We start from the raw sequence: 18827 nt of genomic DNA, 5'->3' as shown, positions 1-18827 counted from the left end.
CGTTGAGTTGTGGTCGTCTCACGACCACAAGTCGGTTAAGAAGCCCGGAGGGGGGTGGGGATGAGGTCGCCGTGGGCGGTGATGAGGTCGTCGACGAGGGATTCGATCTGGTCGAGGTCGAGTTCGGCGCTGGTGTGGGGGTCGAGCATGGCGGCGTGGACGACATGGTCGCGACGGCCTTCGAGCACCGCCTCGACGGTGAGGGACTGCACGTTGATGTTCGTCTGCATCATCGCCGCGAGCTGGGGCGGCAGGGCGCCGACGGGCGTGGGCTGCACGCCGTTCGCGTCGACCACGCACGGCACCTCGACGCAGCAGCCGCCCGGCAGGTTGTCGATCAGGCCGTCGTTGGGGACGTTGCCGTAGATCACCCGCGGCTCGCCGGTCTCCATCGAGTGGATGATCTCCGAGCCGTACTCCGCCGAACGCCGCACCCGGAACGGCCGGTCCGGATCCTCGAGCTTGGTCCGCTGGTGTTCCCAGCCCTCGATCTGGCGCTCACACCGGCGCGGGTACTCGTCGAGGGGCACGCCGAAGCGTTCGATCAGGTCCTCGCGCCCGTCCTTGATGAACCAGGGCACGTACTCGGCGAAGTGTTCGCTCGACTCGGTGACGAAGTAGCCGAGCCGCTTGTACATCTCGTAGCGAACGGCATCCGGCAGCGACCAGGCGCCGCCGTCGGAGCGGTTCGGGTCGCCGCGGTCGGGCGCCGGCTCGTCGGCCCGGGCGCGCAGCGCCGGGTACAGATCGGTGCGGGTGCCGTCGGCGAGTTCCCGTTCGAACTCGAGGTAGAACGCCATGTGGTTGATGCCGGCACAGCGGTAGCGCACCTCTTCGGCCGGCACGCCGAGGTCACCGGCCAGCTGCTCGGCGGTGTGCTGCACCGAGTGACACAGCCCCACGGTGTCGATCGTCGTGGCTCGATCCACCGCCCAGCACAGCATCGCCATCGGGTTCACGTAGTTCAGCAGGAGCGCATCGCCGCACACGTCCTCCATGTCCCGACACACGTCGAGCAGCACCGGGATCGTGCGCAATCCGCGCATGATGCCCCCGATGCCCAGCGTGTCTCCGATCGTCTGGCGCAGCCCGTAGCGCTTCGGGATCTCGAAGTCCGTCACCGTCGCCGGCTCGTAGCCACCGACCTGGAACATGGTGATCACGTGGTCCGCGTCCTCGAGGGCCGCGCGCCGATCCGTCGTCGCCTCGATGCGCGGCGAGATGTCGAGCGCGGCACCGATCCGGTGGGCGACGAGCTCGCTGGTGGCGAGCCGCTCGCCGTCGATGTCGTGCAAGGAGATCGTGGCGTCGGCCAACTCGGGGAAGGACAGGATGTCGCCCATCAGGTTGCGGGCGAAAACGGTCGATCCTGCGCCGACCAGGGCGATCTTCGTCATACCGGAGTCTCCACCGATGCACCGGCCGCAGCAACGCTGGGCCACAGGCGGGGCGCGGTGCCCGACCATGCCTCGTACCCGTCGGCCACATGGTCCACGAACCCGTCGACGTCGGCGGAGCGGACAAGGGCGACCGCGCACCCCGCGAACCCACCGCCGGTCATGCGCGCCCCCAGACAGCCCGGCGCGCGACGGGCGATGTCGACGATGCGATCCAGGGCGTCGCTCGACACCTCGTAGCGATCGCGCAGGCTGTCGTGCGACTCGTCCATCAACGCTCCGAAGGCCGCGGCATCGCCCGCCGCCAGCGCGTCGGCCGCCGACCGTGTGCGCTCGTTCTCGCTCACCACATGGACGGCCCGGCGCCACTCGAGGGGATGGTCCGCCTCGAGGGGAGCAAGGTCCGCGACGGCGGCGATGTCGCGGAGGGCGTCGACACCGAGGAGTCCGGCCGCCCGCAGGCAGGTCGCCGTGCGGGCGGCGAACTCGCTGTCCACGAGCTCGCGACGGGTCATCGTGTCCATGACCACCACCGTCGTACCCGGCGGGACGGGCAGCGCGGTCACCGCCAACGACCGGCAATCGATCAGGCTCGCCGAGCCGGCCGACGCGGTGGCGGAGATCAACTGGTCCATGATCCCCGTCGGCACGCCGAGCAGCCGGGTCTCCACGGCCTGCCCGAAGCGGGCGATCGCCACCCCGTCCACCTCGGCTCCGGCCTGCGCCGCGATCACGAGCCCGGTCGCCACCTCGACCGCGGCGGAGGACGAGAGGCTGGCCCCGGTCGGGATGTCCGTGGCTATGGCGCCCCGCCACGCAGGAGCCTCGATGCCGGCTTCGCGCATCACGTCGTGCATCGTCTGGACGTAGACCGCCCATTCCGGCACATCGCCATCGAGCGAGAACGTGCCGAAGCCCTCGGACCGGATCTCGCCGGTCGCCCCGGCCGGGGCCGCGCTCACCGCGATCACCGTGGCGAAGGGCAGGGCCATCGGGAGGACGAAGCCGTCGTTGTAGTCCGTGTGCTCGCCGATCAGGTTGACCCGGCCGGGCGCCCGCACGATCGTCTCGGGCTCACCCCACGCCTCGCGGTGCGCGGCGATCGCCCGGGCGCTCGCGTCGCCGTCAGTCGACACAGGTGGACCCGCCGTCGACCACGAGCTGGGTACCGGTGATGTAGGACGCGTCGTCGGACAGCAGGAACCGCACCGCACCGGCCACCTCCTCGGGTCGGCCGAGCCGGCCCATCGGCTGACCGGCGGTGTAGACCTCCGTCAGCCCGTCGCCCTGCGGGAGCAGCGGCGTGTCGATGTAGCCGGGGCACACGGCATTGACCCGTATCCCGTCCGCCGCGAGTTGCGCCGCCATCGAGCGGGTCAGTCCGAGCAGGCCCGCCTTCGACGCGCAGTACGCGGGGATGAAGGCATGACCGATGATCCCCTCGATCGACGAGATGCCGACCACGGCCGCGCCCGGTCCGACCTCGCGGAGATGGGGCATGAGCGCCTGGGTGATCATCGCGTGGGCGGTCAGGTTCACGTCGAGCACCTTGTCCCAGGCCGCGTGGTCCAGCGTGCCGAGCGGCTCCGCACTGACCACGCCCGCCGCGTGCACGAGGCCACCGATCGGGCCCAGCACCTCGCGAGCGGCGGAGGCCGCCCCGTCGAGCGCACCCGTGTCGGTGACGTCGATGCCCCGACCGGTCGCGACGACGCCGTACTGCTCCGAGATCTCGGCGGCCGCGGCGAGCGCCGCCTCGCCCTGGAGGTCCCAGAGCGCCACCGGCCGCCCGACCTCGGCGAGAGAGGCGGCGCACGCCCGGCCGATGCCGGAGGCGCCGCCGGTGATCACGACGGCGGACGTAGATGTGGTTCGCGGAGCTGACATGCCCGGAGGATGGCAGTCGGGCCGATCCTTCGCCAAGCGTGATGAACCGGCGCTAGCCGTGCGCCGCTTCGCGTGCGAGACAGAGGTCACGGATGGCCGACCGCACGATCGCGAGCGTCGACGCGTCGATCCGCGGCTCGATGAGCCGGTCCAGGTCGTCCACCGTCACGTCGACCTCGTCCTCCGGCGCCGGCACGAACTCGCCACCGGCCCACCCCTGGGCGGCGGCGAGCGCCCGGTTCTGCGCGGCGAACTGCCGGTAGGCGAGCGCGTGGATCGCCCGCCGCACCTCCCGCGCCTGGTCGGACACGGGAATGTCCCACTCGGCGGTGAGCGACGACAGGGTCACCTGACGGCGACCCCAGTCCGTGCCGCTGCCGTCCCGGTCGGCGGCACGGACCACGTCGTCGGGGGCGCCGGCGAGCAGCAGTACGAGGTCGAGGCTCAGTCCCGGGTTGGCCGCCAAGGTGTGGGGCGCGACGCCCTCCACCCCGCATGCATGCCGGGCGAAGTCGACGACGACATCGCCGTCGGTGAGCAGATCCCGCCGGAACGGGCGAATCTCGAACGCCACATCGGGCGCGTGCGTCGTCGCTGCCTCGATCCCCGGCCCGTAGCTCAGAGTCGGCAGCTGTGAGCGCCAGAACTCGCTCAGCCCCGCCGCGTTGAAGTAGCCCCACTGACGCCAACGGGCCTCGACCGCGTCGTGCTGCGGGCGCACGTAGAGGACGACCCGCACGCGATGCTTCCCGGCCGCCCGCTGCAACGCCGCGAGCACCGGCTCGTTTCCCTCGAGGATCGGATGGGCGAACGCCTCGGCCGTCACGATGATGTCGCCGTGGAGGTCGGCGGCGCCGACGAGGCGATCGGCGAACGCATCACCCAGTTCGACGAGCCGGGCGGGATCCGCCGCACCCTGCTGCTCGTGATTCGTGTGCAGCAGGAAGCCGTTCGACACGACCCAGGGGCCGTGCTCGTACGGAGCGGCGACGAGGTCCCCGTCCGACGAGGGGCCGTCGACCACGACCGTCGCCCCGTGCTCGGCGCGCAACATCGCCGCGTTCTCCCGCAGCCAGGTCTGGATGCTGGTCGACCCGGTCTTGGGCATGCCGGCGTGGACCAGGATCGTGCTCATCGCGACGCGATTGTACGACGACTACCGTGCGAATGCGGGTACGCTTTTTAAACTGTGAATCACCACACATCGACAGCACGGCGATGAGCAAGCGCGACTACAAGCAGTTCTGCCCGGCCGCCCGCGCCCTGAACCTCATCGGCGAACGGTGGACGCTGCTCATCGTCCGCGACCTCCTGATCGGGCCCCGGCGTTACAGCGAGATCAAACGGGGCATGCCGGGGATGGCGAGCAATCTGCTGGCCGTTCGCCTCGCGGAGATGAGCGACGTCGGTCTCCTCGAGCGCCGCACGGTGGAGCCCGACGGGCGGGCGGCCCACGACGTCTACGCCCTCACCGACCGGGGCCGCGAGCTCGAAGCGATCCTCGTCGAACTGGCCCGCTTCGGATTCCCGTTCCTCGACGTGCCGACCGACGACGAGCCCCTGTTGGCTGAGCGGGTGCCGTTGGGGCTGCGCGCCCTGATGTTCGACCAGGAACTCCCGGACGGCGCGCTGACGATGCGCTTCGACCTCGACGAGGGTCACTACCTGGTCGCCGTCGCCGCGGCGGGCGAGCGCGGTGCCCGCCTCTCCGCCGGCGAGCGGGTGACCATCTCCTCGGTCGGTGATGGGCAACCCGAGGCCGACGCCACGATCAGCGGCAGCCTGGGCGCACTGTTGTGGGTGCGCCAGGGGATGATGACGTTCGCCGAGATCGAGACCCAGGGGCTGCTCACGATCGAGGGCGCGCCGGACACGGTCACCGCGGTTCGTTGTCTGTACCGGCTCGATCCGTCGTCGCGCTGAGCGACGCCGGCGTCAGCCGACGGGCTCGACCGGGTTGATCGCCACCAGCTCGAGCATGTCGAGCTGCTCGCGCCACCAGTCGGCGGGCACCATGTTCTTGCCCGGCACGTCGGCGAGCGCCTGATCGACCATCTCCACCACGTCGGTGCGGCCCACCGCGTCCAGGCGGAGGTCCAGCAGGCTGTCGACGACACGCGACTTGCTGCACACCTCGCCGTCGATGCCGTCACGGAGGCTCTGAATGGTGGATTCCAGATCGAACTCGCTCATGACCATCACAACGTCTCCGTGTCGAGGGTTGTTCCCGGATGCCGTGTGGCCCCGGTCATATCCGTTCGGCTGCAGCGTAGGGAGACATGAGGCTCCCGCGGTGAATCGTGACGATGGCACCTGTCACGCGACGCGTTCAGCGGCGGAGGGACTCGAGCCAGTCGTTGGCGGTGTCCAGGCGGCGCCGAAGCGAGACCTCGTCCGCCTCGGCGACCCGGTCGACCCGGCTGCGTCGGTTGAGCTCGGCGTTCACCGAGCGGTGGTCCATGCCGGTCGAACGCACGAGCTCGAGGACCTTGTCCGCGTTCCACTGGCGTAGGTCCTTCTTGCGGGCGTGCTTCGATCGCAGGTCTCCCAGCGCCGATTTCGGATCGGCCGAGCGGCCGGGCAGCGCCGGCGGCGGCGGCAGGTCCACGGGTTCGCCCGCCAGCTCGTCCATCTCGACGATCACGTCCTCGTTCGGATCCGTTCCGTCGTCGATGCGGGTCGGCAGCCCCTCCGCCGGATCGGCGTCGGAGTCCACGGCGGTGGACGACAGTGCCTGGAACAGCGACGGCTGCTCCTCGATCTCCACGGCTCTGGTCAGGTCGTCAAGCGCCGACTCGGTCTGGGCGTCGTTGGCGATCCGCTTGTCGATCGAGTGGCGCCGCTGCTCGGCGATCGTCGCCGCGTGGTGCCGCAACCGCACGTCGTCCGGCACGAAGTAGTACGCCTTCTGTGATTTTGGGCCCGGGGTCCAGCGGGCGATGCGGCCGACCGCTTGGCGGAAGAACAGCGGCGTCACGGTGGTCGTGGCGTGGACGGCGACGCGCAGGCGGGGGATGTCCACCCCCTCCGAGATCATCCGGACGGCGATGACCCACGAAGCGTCGCTGTGCGCGTACTCGTCGATCACCTCGGAGGCCCGGGGGTCGTCCGACACCGCGAGCGCAGGCTTCTCGCCGGTCCACTTCTCGAGCAGGCGGGCGATGCCCCGTGCGTGCTCCTGATCCATCGCGATCACCAGACCACCGGCGTCGGGTGACTGCCGCCGGATCTGGCGAAGCCGTTCGTCGGCCTTCAGCAGCACGGTCGACAGCCAGTCGCCGTCGACGTCGAGTGCGGTGCGCAGGCGGGCGCTGCGGTCCTCGGTGCCCAGGTCGTCGGCGAAGCTCGCCTCCTTGAGCGACCCGTCCGCGCCGATCCACTCCATGTGGCCGTCGAAGCGGGGGAAGAAGACCGGGCGGACGACGCCCCCGTCGACCAGCGCCGAGCCGTAGTCGTACTCGTAGTCCGACACGGCGTCGCCATGGTCGCCGAGGGTGTAGTTGACGTACGGGATCGGCGAGTCGTCGGACCGAAACGGCGTGCCCGACAGCAGGAGCCGGGCGCCGGCATCGGCGAAGGACTCCTCGACGCCCTCGCCCCAGGACTTCTCCCCGCCGGCGTGATGGATCTCGTCGAGGATGACGATCCCGCCCGCCGCGAGCCTGCGCAGGACCCGCGACGAGGTCGCCGCTTGGGCGTAGGTGACCACGATGCCGTGCATGTCGCTCGGCACCGTCGGCTCCCGGCCTTCCCAGTCCGGCTCCAGGTGGAAGCCGAACCGCTCGGCGGCGGTGGCCCACTGCGTCTTCAGATGGCGGGTCGGCGCGACCACCACGAAGGGACGTCGCTCCCCGGCGAGCCAGTGCCGGGCCGCGGTCAACGCGAACGTGGTCTTGCCCGCACCGGGGCACGCGACCGCGAGGAAGTCCCGCCGACCGCCCTCGATGTCCTTCTCCTTGCCGACCTTGTCGAGGAACTCCCGCAGGGCCGAGTGCTGCCACTTGCGCAGCGCGATGCTGCGGTTCACGCGGCGGAGAGGGGGACGGGCATGGGCCGCTGACGATAGCCAGGGCGGATGGGGCCGCGGCGCACCGGGATCGGTAGTTTCTGGCCATGGCCGACGCACGCCCCATCGACGAACAGATCCGCCTCGACTACCACGGCAAGGTCGCCGTGATCACGATCGATCGGCCGGAAGTGGGCAACGCGCTCAACCCGCCGTGCCGTGACCGCATCCGCGACCTGTTCAACGAGTTCAACGTCAACCATCGGGCGCGCGCCGTCGTGCTCACCGCCACCGGCGAGAAGCTGTTCTGCCCCGGCGCCGACCTCTCGCATATCTACGAGAACGACCGGGCCGAGGACATCCCCGACCGCGTGATCGGCGACCCCCGCCGCATGATGATGGACGGGCAGTACACCCTGTTCCCGGCGCTGCTCGACTGTGACGTGCCGGTCATCGCTGCGGTGAACGGCACCGCGGCCGGGATGGGTGCCCACCTCGCCCTCGCCTGCGACCTCGTGGTCTGCGCCGACAACGCGAAGTTCGTCGAGGTCTTCGCCCGTCGCGGTCTCGTGCCGGACGCCCTGGGCCCGTGGCTGCTCCCCCGCATCATCGGCGTCCGCCGCACGATGGAACTTATGCTGTTCGCCGAGGACGTCCCGGCGGAGAAGGCGCTCGAATGGGGACTCGCCAACAAGGTCGTGCCCCAGGCCGAGCTGATGGACGCGGCGATGGAGTGGGCGACCCGCCTCGCCGAGGGGCCGACCCGGTCGTTCGGCTTCACGAAGTGGCTCGTCAACCAGAGCCTCGACACCGACCGGCGCACGATGATGGAGAACGAGGCCCTGGCCGTCGAGCTCAACACCTACACCGCCGACTCCGAGGAGGGCGTCGCCAGCTTCCGCGAGCGTCGCGACCCGGAATGGAAGGGGTACTAGCCAAACGACAAACGAAACGCTACCGTTTCAAACGAAACGTGTGCGTTCCGTTCGATCGGTGCCACGTGACCTTGTCCACGAACACGCGAGCACCGAGCGACCATGACCGACACCCTGCACGACATCCCCCTCCACGAGCGACCGGAGATCCACGCCCGACGATGGTTCCTGCTCGGCGTGATGTGCCTGAGCCTCGTCATGGTCGTGATGGCCGTCTCGGGTCTCAACGTCGCCATCCCGTCGATCCAGCGCGACCTCGACGCCAGCGCCACCGACCTCCAGTGGATCGTCGATGCCTACGCGATCATCTTCGCCGGCCTGCTGCTCAGCGCCGGGGCGATGGGCGACCGCTTCGGTCGCAAGCGGGCTCTGATGGCGGGACTCGGGGTGTTCGCCGTCGGCTCGCTCGGCGGTGCGCTCGCCGACAGCGCCAACGAGGTCATCGTCTCCCGGGCGGTGTCGGGCATCGGCGCCGCGTTCGTCATGCCCGCCACGCTCTCGATGCTCACGGCGATCTTCCCGCCCGCCGAGCGGGGCAAGGCGATCGCTGTCTGGGCTGGTTTCGCCGGGGCCGGCGGGGCGCTCGGGCCACTCGTGGTCGGCTTCCTCCTCACCGGATGGTGGGTGTTCCCGTCGTTCTGGTGGGGGTCGGCCTTCGTGGTCAACGTGGTCACGCCCGCGATCGTGCTCCTGGTCGTGGCGATCTACGCACCTCGCAGCAAGGACGACGAGGCGACACCCCTCGACCCGGTCGGCGCCGTGCTGTCGCTGGTCGGCATCGCGTCCCTGCTGTTCGGCATCATCGAGGGACCCGAGCGGGGCTGGTCCGACACGCTCATCGTCGGCGGCTTCGTCGTCGGCATCGCCCTGCTCGGTGCGTTCGTCCTGTGGGAGCGCCACGCCACGCATCCGATGCTGCCCATGGAGTACTTCCGGAAGCGACCGTTCTCCACCGGCACCGGCATCATCACGCTCGGCTTCATGGTGATGTTCGGGTTCTTCTTCCTGATCACCCAGTACCTCCAGTTCGTGAAGGGGTATTCGCCACTGCGGGCCGGAGTGGCGACACTGCCCTTCGCGTTGACCATGATCGCGATGAGCCCCCGCAGCGACGGGCTCGCACAACGGTTCGGCCTCAACTCGGTGGTGGCCGGCGGCTTCGTCTCGATGTCGGCCGGCTTCGTCGTACTCGGACTGATCGCGCCCGGCACCCCGTACGTCGTGATCGCCGCCGCCCTCGTCCTCCTCGCCACAGGGATGGCGGTCACGATCGCGCCGGCGACCGGGGCGATCATGTCGTCGGTGCCGCTCAACAAGGCGGGCATCGGCTCGGCCGTGAACGACACCACCCGCGAGTTCGGCGGAGCGCTCGGCATCGCCGTGCTCGGCAGCATCGTTGCGTCGCAGTATCGGGCCTCGTTCGACAGCACCGGGCTCCCGACCGAAGTCGCGGAGATCGCCGGGGAGTCGATCGGGGCGGCCGTCGGCATCGGCACCGAACTGGGCGGCGGCGCCGGGGCCGGCCTCGTCGCCCAGGCCGGCGTGGCGTTCACGGACGCGGTCAACGTCGCCTTCTTCGCGTCGGCCACGATCGCCATCGCAACCGGCGCCGTCGTCTATGCCCTCGGTCGGCGGCCGTGACCCCGGCCGCCGAGCGGGCCAACCCCCGGGTGACGCGCACCCGGCAGGCGATTCTCGAGGCCACCCTCGACGAGCTCGCCGAGGTGGGCTACGGCGCGCTCACCATCGAGTCGGTCGCCGCCCGCGCCGGAGCCAGCAAGGCCACGATCTACCGCCATTGGGACGGCAAGCTCGACCTGTTCACCGACGCGGTCGCGACGCTCAAGTCGATGCCGACCTACGTCGAGGCCGACGATCCCTACGACTCGATCGTGGCCTTCTTCGAGGCGGTTGCGACGCACGTGGGCCATGGCCGGTTCTCGGCGTGCATCCCCGCGGTGATCGAAGCGAGCATCACCGACCCGGGGGTGCACGAGTTCCACGTGCGATCCACCGCGGAACGCCAGGCGTACGGGGCGGCCATGCTGGACGCCGCCCGGGATGCCGGCCATCTCGACGATGACGTGGACACCGCGACCATGGCCGAGCGGCTGGTCGCGCCGATCTTCTTCCGGCGGATCATGACCGCGGCGCCGTTCCCGGTCGACGAGGTCCGGTCGCTCGTCGACGCCGTGCTCGGCCCGTTCTGGCGCTGACCTCGGCAGCCCTGGGGATCAGGATCAGTCGACCAGGACCGCGCCGAGGCCGACGATGATCGGCACCAGGGCCCAGCCCGCGACGAGCACGATCACCGAGATCAGCGCGAACTGCCTCGCGGAATCGCCGGGCGGGTTGCCGCACCGGCCGATCGTCTCGTAGAGCGCACGAAACGGCTTCTCGGTGGTGAGCACGATGCGGCGCCGGGCCACGGCCGCGCCGCGCAGGATCACCCAGCTCGCGATGGTGGAGAGCACGAGCAACGCCGCGGCGATGATCAGCCAGCCGGTGCGGTTGCCGCTCGCGGTGCGGAAGCCGTTGACGACCGAGCCGACGATCGAGGACAGGACGGCACCACCGAGGAGGAAGCTGGGCACCCCCAGCGGGTTCTTCTTGAAGCCTTCGCCGACCAGATCGGCGTGCATCCGGGCCCGGCGGAGCTGGTGGCGGGCCGGGTCGTCCGGCAGGCAGTTGGCTTCGCGTCGGGCGTAGAGCTTGCGAAGGTTCTGGGCGAGCGACTTCTGGTGGTTGCTCACGATGAAGCGGGTCACGAGCTGGATGAGATACGCCCCGACGGCGTTGAGCGGACCCGGAAGTTTCGTCCTGACGCCGCGGGCGCCGTTGCGATCCAGCACCTCGAGCGAGCGGATCGCGCCCGCATGGGCGGCGTCGAACTTCTCCGGGTGACCGAGCGGTCGCTTCCCGGCGAGCTGGAGGATGATGTCGCGGTCGACCGCGTCGGACGCACCGAGCTCGCCCAGGATCATGTCGGCGGCGGCGCCGTCGCTCTTGCGGAACGCGTTGAACGCCGCCAGCTTCTCGTCGAGCTCGTCGAGGACCAGGTTCTTCTCGTCGGCCTCGGCGATGACGGCCCTCGCCTTGGCTTCGGATGTCTCGGCGTCGGCCACGATTCCCCCTACGACTGCCAACGATCGATGTGGACGGACGACTGCATGGTCGCGAGGAACCCGTCCTCGTCGAACATCGTCGCGGTGGTCTGCCCGATCGCGTCGGGCGCCACTCTATGAACCCCGTCCATGCCGATCCAGGGGCTGCGGGGAAGGCGGGTGACGTGGGCGGTGATGTCGGCGTTGATGGTGCGGTACTCGCCGTACGGCAGGAAGCCACCGAGCTGGCTACCCATGTCCGCCGCGGCGGCGAGCCATTGGAACGGCGTGGCGTCCTCGCCCTGCACCACCCGGGTGCGCAGGCGCATCCAGATGCTGGCCGGGGCACCCGACCCGATACCACCGGCCGTGCGTTGGTAGTCCATGGCGAAGGCGAAGCCCGGCGGCTCCCACCCGGCCCGATCGATCGCGAAGTCGTCCTCGGGCAGCGGCTCGCGCGGCGGTTGCGACGGCTCGGCCGGCTGGTTGGCGTCGGCGGGCAGATCGATGGTCGCCTCGCTGCGCATCAGCAAGGCCGAGGCGCGGGTGGCGACGCGATCGCCGTCGTAGAGCGCGGCGTCGACCACCGCGATCCGCTTTCCGGCCTTGACGATCCGAGTCTCCCAGCGCAGCGGCGTGAGCGGGACCGGGCTCAGGAGGTCGACGGTGAACCGGGCCGGACGCATGGGCACGGGGAGCTCGACCTGTTCGATCGCCCAGGCCAGCGTCGCGGCGGCGGCCGAGCCGTGCTGCGCGTCGGGCGACCACGGGCCGCCGCACAGCTCGGTCGGAATGATCGTGTCGCCGTCGACCGCCACGAGGAAGTCGTCGGGGCCGGCGAGACGGGCGCGCCAATCGGTTTCGGAGGTGTCAGTCACAGGAGCTGTTGTATCGGCGCTCAGGTGAACTTCACATCGAGGCGCTCGACACCCCGGATGGTGATGCGCGGTTGCCAGACCGGCTCCGCGGTGATCTCCCACGATCCGTAGCGGTCCACGAGCCGCTCGAGCACCACCTGGCCCTCCAGCCGGGCCAGCGCGGCGCCGAGGCAGTAGTGGATTCCCGAGCCGAACGACATGATCTGGATGTCGTCACGACCGACGTCGAACGTGTCGGGGTCGTCGCACACCGCCGGATCGCGGTTGGCGCCGGCGAGGAACGTGATCAGCGAGTTGCCGGCTTCGATGGTGACACCGTCGATCTCGATGTCCTCGAAGACATAGCGCCCGTCGAGCTGCACCGGCGGGTCGAACCGGAGCACCTCTTCCACCGCGTTGGGGATCAGTGAGCGATCGTCGCGCACCCGGGCGAGCTGATCCGGGTTCGCGGCGAGCTGACGGACCATGTTCCCGAGGAGATGCGTGGTCGTCTCGAAGCCGGCCGCATAGATGAGGAAGACGTTGGAGATGACCTCCTCCTCGGTCAACCGGTCCTCGCCGTCGCTCGCCTGGATGAGCGCGCTGAGCATGTCGTTCTGCGGTTCGGCGCGCCGTTCCTCCATGAGTTCCGTCAGGTAGGCGGCCGCCTCCGTCCCCGCGACGTCCGCCTTGGCGATCGCCTCGTCGGACGCGGTCGGCTCGATCATCGGCACGAGGTCCGTGATGAGCGAGCGAAGCCAGTCCCGCTTCGATTCCGGAACACCGACGAGCGCGCTGATCACGTTGGCCGGGAGCGGGAAGGCCACGGCATCGACGAAGTCGCCCTCGCCGCCGAGGTCGTCCAGCAGCGCGTCGGTCATCGCCGTGATCTCGGGACGCAGCTGTTCGACCCGTCGCGGCGTGAACGCCCGGCTGACGAGACTGCGGATCCGCGTGTGGTCCGGCGGATTGAGGAACAGCATCGTGCGGTTCTGCCGTTCCCGGGTGCGGGGCGTCACCTCCGTTCCCTGCAGGCGCGAGACGGTGCCCTGGCTGTCGTCGGGACTGCCGACGCGGGGATCGCGCAGCAGGGCGCGACAGTTCTCGAAGCCGGACACGATCCACATGTCCCCGATCCCCGTCTTGAACAGGGGCGCGGTCTCCCGCAGTTGCTTGTAGAGGGGGTGCGGGTCCGGAATCGCCGCCGGATCCATCAGGATCTTGAGGGCGAGCTCGTCGGGGCTGGTCATGGTGCTGTCCTCCCTGTGGAGTGGGACGCGCCATCACGATGACGGATCGCCGGGCGCAGGACAAAACGAGCCGGCGCCGGGACGACCCGCCGCGGTGTTTCGCGAGCGGGTTTCCTGCGCTAGCAATGCAGCCGTGATCGACGTCTTGCAGGCCACCTGGGAAGAACTGACGGCGCCCGGCGCCCAGTTCGCGTACTCCGAACAGGAGGTCCGTGGCATGACGATGCGCGTGTTCGACGGCGCGCCGCCGGACATGCGCTTCCTGTGGGAGATGTCCGCCGGCTTCGGCGACAAGCCCTACATCGTCTTCGAGGACGAGCGGATCACCTACGCGGAGGCCCACGCCGCAGTCCGCTCGCTGGCTCACCACCTGGTCGACAACCACGGCGTCGGTAAGGGCGACCGGGTCGCCATCGCGATGCGGAACTATCCCGAGTGGGCGATCGCCTACTGGGCGACGATCTCGATCGGCGCAGCCGCGGTCGGCGTCAACGCATGGTGGACGAGCCAGGAGCTGGAGTACGGCCTCGGCGACTCACGACCCAAAGTCATCATCGCCGACGACGAGCGGCTCGAACGGCTGCTGCCGGTCCTGGACGGGCTCCGGGCCGACGGCCGGCTGGACGTGATCTCCGTCCGTTCCGACCGCGAGCTCCCCGCCGACGGCCACCGCTGGACCGATGTCGTCGACCCGGCGAACGCACCCGCCGAGCTCCCGCCGGCGGACATCCATCCGGACGACGACATGTGCATCTTCTACACGTCGGGCACGACAGGCTTCCCGAAGGGCGCCCAGCTGACCCATCGCGGGTCCGTTCACAACGTGCTGCACCTCGCCTTCGCCAACACCACGGCCGCCGTGGCCGCCGCCAAGGTGGCGGCCGCCGAGGGCAAGGAGGAGGAGAAGGCCACCGAAGCCGACCCGGCGATCATGGTGCCCACCCCGCTCTTCCACGTGACCGCCAACAACTGTGTGCTCCACCCCGGCACGCTCACCGGCGCCAAGCTCGTGTTCATGCACAAGTGGGACCCCGCCCGGGCGATCGAGCTGATCGAGCGCGAGAAGGTCGCGACGTTCACCGGCGTGCCGACGATGAGCCGCGAGATGCTGCTCCATCCCGACTGGGCGACGCGCGACACCTCCACGCTCGCGTCGATGGGCGGCGGCGGTGCCGCCCTGCAACCGGACCTCGTCGAGAAGATCGACGAGTCGAAGGGCGCCGTGAAGCCGAGCACGGGCTACGGCCTCACCGAGACCCACGGCATCATCACCGCCGTCGGCAACATGTTCTTCAGCGCCCGCCCCACATCCGCGGGTCTCGTGATGCCCACCTTCTACGCGAAGGTCGTGGACGAGGCCGGCAACGAGGTGCCCCGCGGCGAACGCGGTGAGCTCTGCGTGAAGGGCCCGGCCGTCGTGAAGGGCTACCTCAACCGGCCCGAGGCCACCGCGGAGGCGATCGTCGACGGCTGGTTCCACACCGGCGACATCGTCTACCTCGACGAGGACGACTTCGTGCACATCGTCGACCGGGCGAAGGACATGGTTCTCCGGGGCGGCGAGAACGTCTACTGCGCCGAGGTGGAAGCCGCGATCTACGAGCACCCCGACGTCGCCGAGGCCGCCGTGTTCGGCGTGCCCGACGAGCGTCTCGGCGAGGCGGTCGGTGTGGCGATCTTCCCCCGCGAAGGCACGACCATCGACGCCGAGCAGCTCCGGGCCCACCTCGAGCCCCGGCTCGCCAAGTTCAAGATCCCCGAACATGTGTGGGTCCGCGACGAGCCGCTCCCCCAGAACGCCAACGGCAAGTTCCTCAAGCGCGACCTACGCGACCAACTCGCCCCGCCCGACTGACCCCCTGGGCTTCTTAACCGAGTTGTGGTCGTGAGACGACCACAACTCAACGCGGAACGCGGTCCTGCATGAACGGGAAGTCGGCGCGGACCCGGGCGACGACCGCCGGGTCGATGTCGCCGATGATCGTCGCGACCTCGCCGGGCGGTGCCTCGATGGTCGCGCCGAGCGGGTCGACGATCACCGAATCGCCCGAGTAGTCGAGACGGCCGGCGGACCCGACCCGGTTCACACCGACGACGTAGGCCTGGTTCTCGATCGCCCGCGCCCGTAGGAGTGTCGACCAGTGGAGCTGGCGGGCCGCCGGCCAGTTCGCCGGAAGTACGTAGCAATCCGTCGTCGCGGCCGCCTCCCAGAAGAGGTCGGTGAAGCGCAGGTCGTAGCAGATCAGCGGCGTCACCCGGACGCCCTCGACCTCCACGGTCAGGCGCTCACGACCGGCGGCGTAGTGCTCGTCCTCCTTGGCGTAGGTGAACGGATGGATCTTCGAATAGCGATGGTCCTCGCCGTCCGGCCCCGCCATCAGCAACCGGTTCGTGGGACGGTCGTAGCCCTCGGTGTGTTCGGGGAAGGACCCCACGATCCAGGCACCGGTGCGGGCCGCGGTGTCCTTCATGAACGTCGACGTCGGCCCGTCGGGACGCTCGGCGATCTCCACCGAGTTCATCGAGAAGCCCGTCGACCACATCTCGCTGAGCACCACCATCGTGGCACCCTCGTCGACTGCGGCCTCGATCAGCGGTGTCGCGTTGGCGAAGTTCTCTGCCGGCTTCTCCCAGACGATGTCGTGCTGGATTCCTGCGATACGCAACATCAGTTCACTGCTCCTCGAACCCGTCGGCGGCGAGGAGACGCCGACAGGCTTCGTCCAACACGTCGTCCTTCTTGCAAAAGGCGAAGCGCACGAGATGACGCCCCTCGTCCTCATTGTCGTAGAACACCTGCGCCGGCACCGCCACGACTCCCGCGGTGCGGGGCAGCGCCATGCAGAAGTCGATCCCGTCGTGCGCCCCGACCGATCGGATGTCCACGGTGACGAAGTAGGTGCCCTGCGGCCGGATGACCTCGAACCCGGCGGCCGCGAGACCGTCGCTCAACCGCTCGCGCTTGGCCGCCATCTCGCCGACGTACGAATCGAAGAAGTCGTCGCCGAGCCGCAACCCGGCCGCGACCGCATGCTGCCACGGTCCCCCGGACGCGAACGTGAGGAACTGCTTGGCGGTGCGCACCGCGGCGATCAGCGGAGCCGGGCCGCACGCCCAGCCGATCTTCCAGCCGGTGAACGAGAAGATCTTTCCGGCCGACGAAACCGTCACCGTCCGCTCGGCCATCCCCGGGAGCGTCGCGATCGGGATGTGCTCGTTGTCCTCGTAGACGAGGTGCTCGTAGACCTCGTCGACCACCACCAGCACGTCGCGCTCGACACAGATGCGAGCGATGGTCTCGAGCTCGGCGCGGGTGAACACCTTGCCCGTGGGATTGTGCGGTGTGTTCAGGAGCAGGAGCTTGGTGGCCGGCGTGAATGCCGCCTCCAGTTCCGCGACGTCGAACGAGAAGTCGTTGCCTCGCAGGGTGACGACGCGTCGCGAGGCGCCACTCATCGCGATGCCCGCCGCGTAGCTGTCGTAGTACGGCTCGAAGGTGACGACCTCGTCGCCCGGTCCCGTCAGGGCGAGCAGCGCGGCCGCGAGCGCCTCCGTTGCGCCCGTGGTCACGAGGATCTCACCGTCCGGATCGAAGTCCTGGCCGCGGAATCGGCGTCGGTGGTCGGCGATCGCGTCGCTCAGCACCGGCAGCCCGGGCAGCGGCGGGTACTGGTTGTGTCCCTCGTTGATCGCGGCGATCGCCGCCTGCGACACCGCGATCGGTCCGTCTGTGTCGGGGAATCCCTGCCCGAGATTGACGGACTGGGTCTCCGCCGCGAGCGCGGACATCGCCGTGAAGATGGTCGTGCCGAAGCCCTGCAACCGGTCGGTGAGGTAGGGGGCGCGGTCGGCCGGAGACGTCACCACGAAATTCTACGACTTCTGTCGATCTTCTTACCTCGGCTCACCAAAGTGGGGAACCAGAGAGGCACCACCACCGATCCCCCCAGGATCTTCACCCAATCGGGAAGGAACCCATCCAATGAACAAGAAGCTGCTCGCAACCGCCGCCGCTGCGTCCACCCTCGGTGGCGCCGTCGCCGGCGCGACGCTCCTCGCGCCGGGAGGCGCCGGTGCCCAGGAAGACACCGAGAGCCCGGCTCCGGCAGAGGCCGAGGTGCGCCCCGAAGTCGGGGAAAGCATCGCCGACGCGCTCCAGGGCCTCGTCGACGACGGCACCCTGACCGAGGCCCAGGTCGACGCCGTCATCGAGGCGCTCCAGGACGCCCGGCCCGAAGGATTCCGAGGCCACCGCGGCCACCGCGGCCAGGGCGGGCTCGGCGACTTCGCGGCGGATCTCGGTGAGATCCTCGGGCTCGACAGCGCCGAGATCCGTGAGGCGCTGGCCGACGGCTCGTCGCTCGCCGACCTCGCCGACCAGCAGGGTGTCGACAGCCAGGATCTCGTCGACGCCATCGTCGCCGCCACCGAGGAGCGCGTGAACGGCGCCCTCGAGAACGAGCGCATCGACCAGGAGAAGGCCGACGAGATCCTCGCCGGTGCCGAGGAGAAGGCCGAGAGCATCGTCAGCGGCGAGTTCGAGGGCCGGCGCGGTCCCGGCGGTCCCCGCGGTCGATTCGGCCCGGACGCGCCGACGCCGGAGGCCGACGCCGACGCCTGATCGGACGAGACGAAGCCACTCGCGGCGCTCCGGCGCCCGAGAACGATGCCGGGGCCCTCGGGTCCCGGCATCGACGCGTCTAGCGTCGTGGCCGATGATCGACCGCCTGTCCGCCCTCGCGGCACGAGAACCCGGCCGGCTGACGGCCGACTTCCCGCGGGGGACCAGCGCAGTCCTCGTCCTGGTCGTGGACCCGAGCGGCGACGCACCGGGGTTGGTGCTCACCCGCCGATCAGCCGATCTCCGTACCGACCCGGGCTTCGTGGCGTTCCCCGGCGGGAAGGTCGACCCGGGCGAAACGGTGGAGGACGCGGCGCGTCGCGAATGCGAGGAGGAGGTCGGCATCGCGCCCGAGCGCATCACGGTGCACGGCCCGCTCGACGAGAGCTGGAACGGCGCCGGATTCCGGATCGTGCCGATCGTCGCCTCGGTCGACGGTCCCGTGTCGCTTTCGCCCGGGGCGGAGGAAGTGAGCGCGGCCGCAATCGTTTCCCTCTGGGACGTGGTGGCGGATACCCACCACCGCACCGTGATCAAGACGATCGACGGTCACGACTTCGTCGACGACGTGATCCGGTTCGTCCACCCGGGACTCGCGGGCCCCGAGCAGTGGGAGCTCTACGGCCCGACCGCCGACATCGCCCGCGACCTCGCCGCCGTGCTCGACGACACGGAGCGTGATGCCATCACCCGCCGCCAGGCCGACCTCGACCACTTCGCGGCGCGCTGGCGCTGACGGAGCCCGCGCCGACCGAGAACGTACGGGGGTC

18 protein-coding genes are annotated in these 18827 nt (G+C 69.8%); 7 read left to right on the top strand and 11 right to left on the bottom strand.

Features of this window, described 5'->3' with window-relative positions:
- Positions 1-35: 35 nt before the first annotated feature.
- The 4 genes from R8F63_00435 to R8F63_00420 are packed head-to-tail and all read right to left on the bottom strand — an operon-like array spanning position 36 to position 4419.
- On the bottom strand, positions 36-1397 hold the full coding sequence (locus R8F63_00435) for an alpha-glucosidase/alpha-galactosidase (GenBank protein ID MDW3217048.1): 1362 nt from the start codon (positions 1395-1397) through the stop codon (positions 36-38).
- The gene (galK, locus tag R8F63_00430; GenBank protein MDW3217047.1) at positions 1394-2533 is read right to left on the bottom strand and encodes a galactokinase; all 1140 of its coding nucleotides are present in this window, start codon (positions 2531-2533) and stop codon (positions 1394-1396) included. The genes R8F63_00435 and galK overlap by 4 nt, the downstream gene beginning before the upstream one ends.
- Positions 2523-3284: an SDR family oxidoreductase gene (locus tag R8F63_00425; protein MDW3217046.1), complete on the bottom strand. Its 762-nt coding sequence runs from the start codon at positions 3282-3284 to the stop codon at positions 2523-2525. The genes galK and R8F63_00425 overlap by 11 nt, the downstream gene beginning before the upstream one ends.
- 52 nt (positions 3285-3336) lie before the next feature.
- Positions 3337-4419 carry a hypothetical protein gene (locus R8F63_00420; protein ID MDW3217045.1) on the bottom strand — a complete coding sequence of 361 codons (1083 nt, stop codon included), beginning with the start codon at positions 4417-4419 and terminating at the stop codon, positions 3337-3339.
- Between the two features lie 83 nt (positions 4420-4502).
- On the opposite strand from R8F63_00420, the gene R8F63_00415 reads away from it, so the two are divergent.
- Positions 4503-5207, top strand: a complete 705-nt coding sequence (locus R8F63_00415) for a helix-turn-helix domain-containing protein (protein MDW3217044.1) — start codon at positions 4503-4505, stop codon at positions 5205-5207.
- A gap of 12 nt (positions 5208-5219) precedes the next feature.
- On the opposite strand, the gene R8F63_00410 is transcribed toward R8F63_00415, so the two are convergent.
- Entirely contained in the window at positions 5220-5477 is a 258-nt protein-coding gene (locus R8F63_00410; protein MDW3217043.1) for a hypothetical protein, read from the bottom strand.
- 136 nt (positions 5478-5613) lie between these two features.
- Positions 5614-7311: a DEAD/DEAH box helicase family protein gene (locus R8F63_00405; protein ID MDW3217042.1), complete on the bottom strand. Its 1698-nt coding sequence runs from the start codon at positions 7309-7311 to the stop codon at positions 5614-5616.
- An 86-nt stretch (positions 7312-7397) separates the two neighbouring features.
- On the opposite strand from R8F63_00405, the gene R8F63_00400 reads away from it, so the two are divergent.
- The 3 genes from R8F63_00400 to R8F63_00390 all read left to right on the top strand — a co-directional run bounded on the left by R8F63_00400 (position 7398) and on the right by R8F63_00390 (position 10441).
- Positions 7398-8225: an enoyl-CoA hydratase/isomerase family protein gene (locus tag R8F63_00400; GenBank protein ID MDW3217041.1), complete on the top strand. Its 828-nt coding sequence runs from the start codon at positions 7398-7400 to the stop codon at positions 8223-8225.
- Between the two features lie 102 nt (positions 8226-8327).
- Positions 8328-9866: a DHA2 family efflux MFS transporter permease subunit gene (locus R8F63_00395; protein MDW3217040.1), complete on the top strand. Its 1539-nt coding sequence runs from the start codon at positions 8328-8330 to the stop codon at positions 9864-9866.
- On the top strand, positions 9863-10441 hold the full coding sequence (locus R8F63_00390; GenBank protein ID MDW3217039.1) for a TetR/AcrR family transcriptional regulator: 579 nt from the start codon (positions 9863-9865) through the stop codon (positions 10439-10441). Before R8F63_00395 ends, R8F63_00390 begins: the two co-directional genes overlap by 4 nt.
- A 24-nt stretch (positions 10442-10465) precedes the next feature.
- On the opposite strand, the gene R8F63_00385 is transcribed toward R8F63_00390, so the two are convergent.
- The 3 genes from R8F63_00385 to R8F63_00375 are packed head-to-tail and all read right to left on the bottom strand — an operon-like array spanning position 10466 to position 13436.
- Complete coding sequence (locus R8F63_00385; protein ID MDW3217038.1) at positions 10466-11350, bottom strand: hypothetical protein; 885 nt, start codon at positions 11348-11350, stop codon at positions 10466-10468.
- 8 nt (positions 11351-11358) lie between these two features.
- Positions 11359-12207, bottom strand: coding sequence for a thioesterase family protein (locus R8F63_00380; GenBank protein MDW3217037.1), 849 nt, complete (start codon positions 12205-12207; stop codon positions 11359-11361).
- A 20-nt stretch (positions 12208-12227) separates the two neighbouring features.
- Positions 12228-13436 carry a cytochrome P450 gene (locus R8F63_00375; protein ID MDW3217036.1) on the bottom strand — a complete coding sequence of 403 codons (1209 nt, stop codon included), beginning with the start codon at positions 13434-13436 and terminating at the stop codon, positions 12228-12230.
- A 133-nt stretch (positions 13437-13569) separates the two neighbouring features.
- On the opposite strand from R8F63_00375, the gene R8F63_00370 reads away from it, so the two are divergent.
- Entirely contained in the window at positions 13570-15291 is a 1722-nt protein-coding gene (locus R8F63_00370) for a class I adenylate-forming enzyme family protein (protein ID MDW3217035.1), read from the top strand.
- 46 nt (positions 15292-15337) lie between these two features.
- On the opposite strand, the gene R8F63_00365 is transcribed toward R8F63_00370, so the two are convergent.
- Together R8F63_00365 and R8F63_00360 are read right to left on the bottom strand one after the other, a co-directional pair.
- On the bottom strand, positions 15338-16105 hold the full coding sequence (locus R8F63_00365; protein MDW3217034.1) for a nitrilase-related carbon-nitrogen hydrolase: 768 nt from the start codon (positions 16103-16105) through the stop codon (positions 15338-15340).
- Between the two features lie 4 nt (positions 16106-16109).
- Positions 16110-17300, bottom strand: coding sequence for a pyridoxal phosphate-dependent aminotransferase (locus R8F63_00360; GenBank protein ID MDW3217033.1), 1191 nt, complete (start codon positions 17298-17300; stop codon positions 16110-16112).
- A gap of 118 nt (positions 17301-17418) precedes the next feature.
- On the opposite strand from R8F63_00360, the gene R8F63_00355 reads away from it, so the two are divergent.
- A complete protein-coding gene (locus R8F63_00355; protein MDW3217032.1) occupies positions 17419-18057 on the top strand; it encodes a hypothetical protein in 639 nt (212 codons plus the stop codon).
- Between the two features lie 94 nt (positions 18058-18151).
- Positions 18152-18793 (top strand): CoA pyrophosphatase, encoded by a 642-nt coding sequence (locus R8F63_00350; protein ID MDW3217031.1) that lies wholly within the window; start codon positions 18152-18154, stop codon positions 18791-18793.
- Positions 18794-18827 lie beyond the last annotated feature (34 nt).

The organism is Acidimicrobiales bacterium (assembly GCA_033344915.1).
GTDB lineage: Bacteria > Actinomycetota > Acidimicrobiia > Acidimicrobiales > Aldehydirespiratoraceae > JAJRXC01.
The sequence above is the reverse complement of the archived record's forward strand: the minus strand, read 5'-3'. Positions and strand labels throughout refer to the sequence as shown.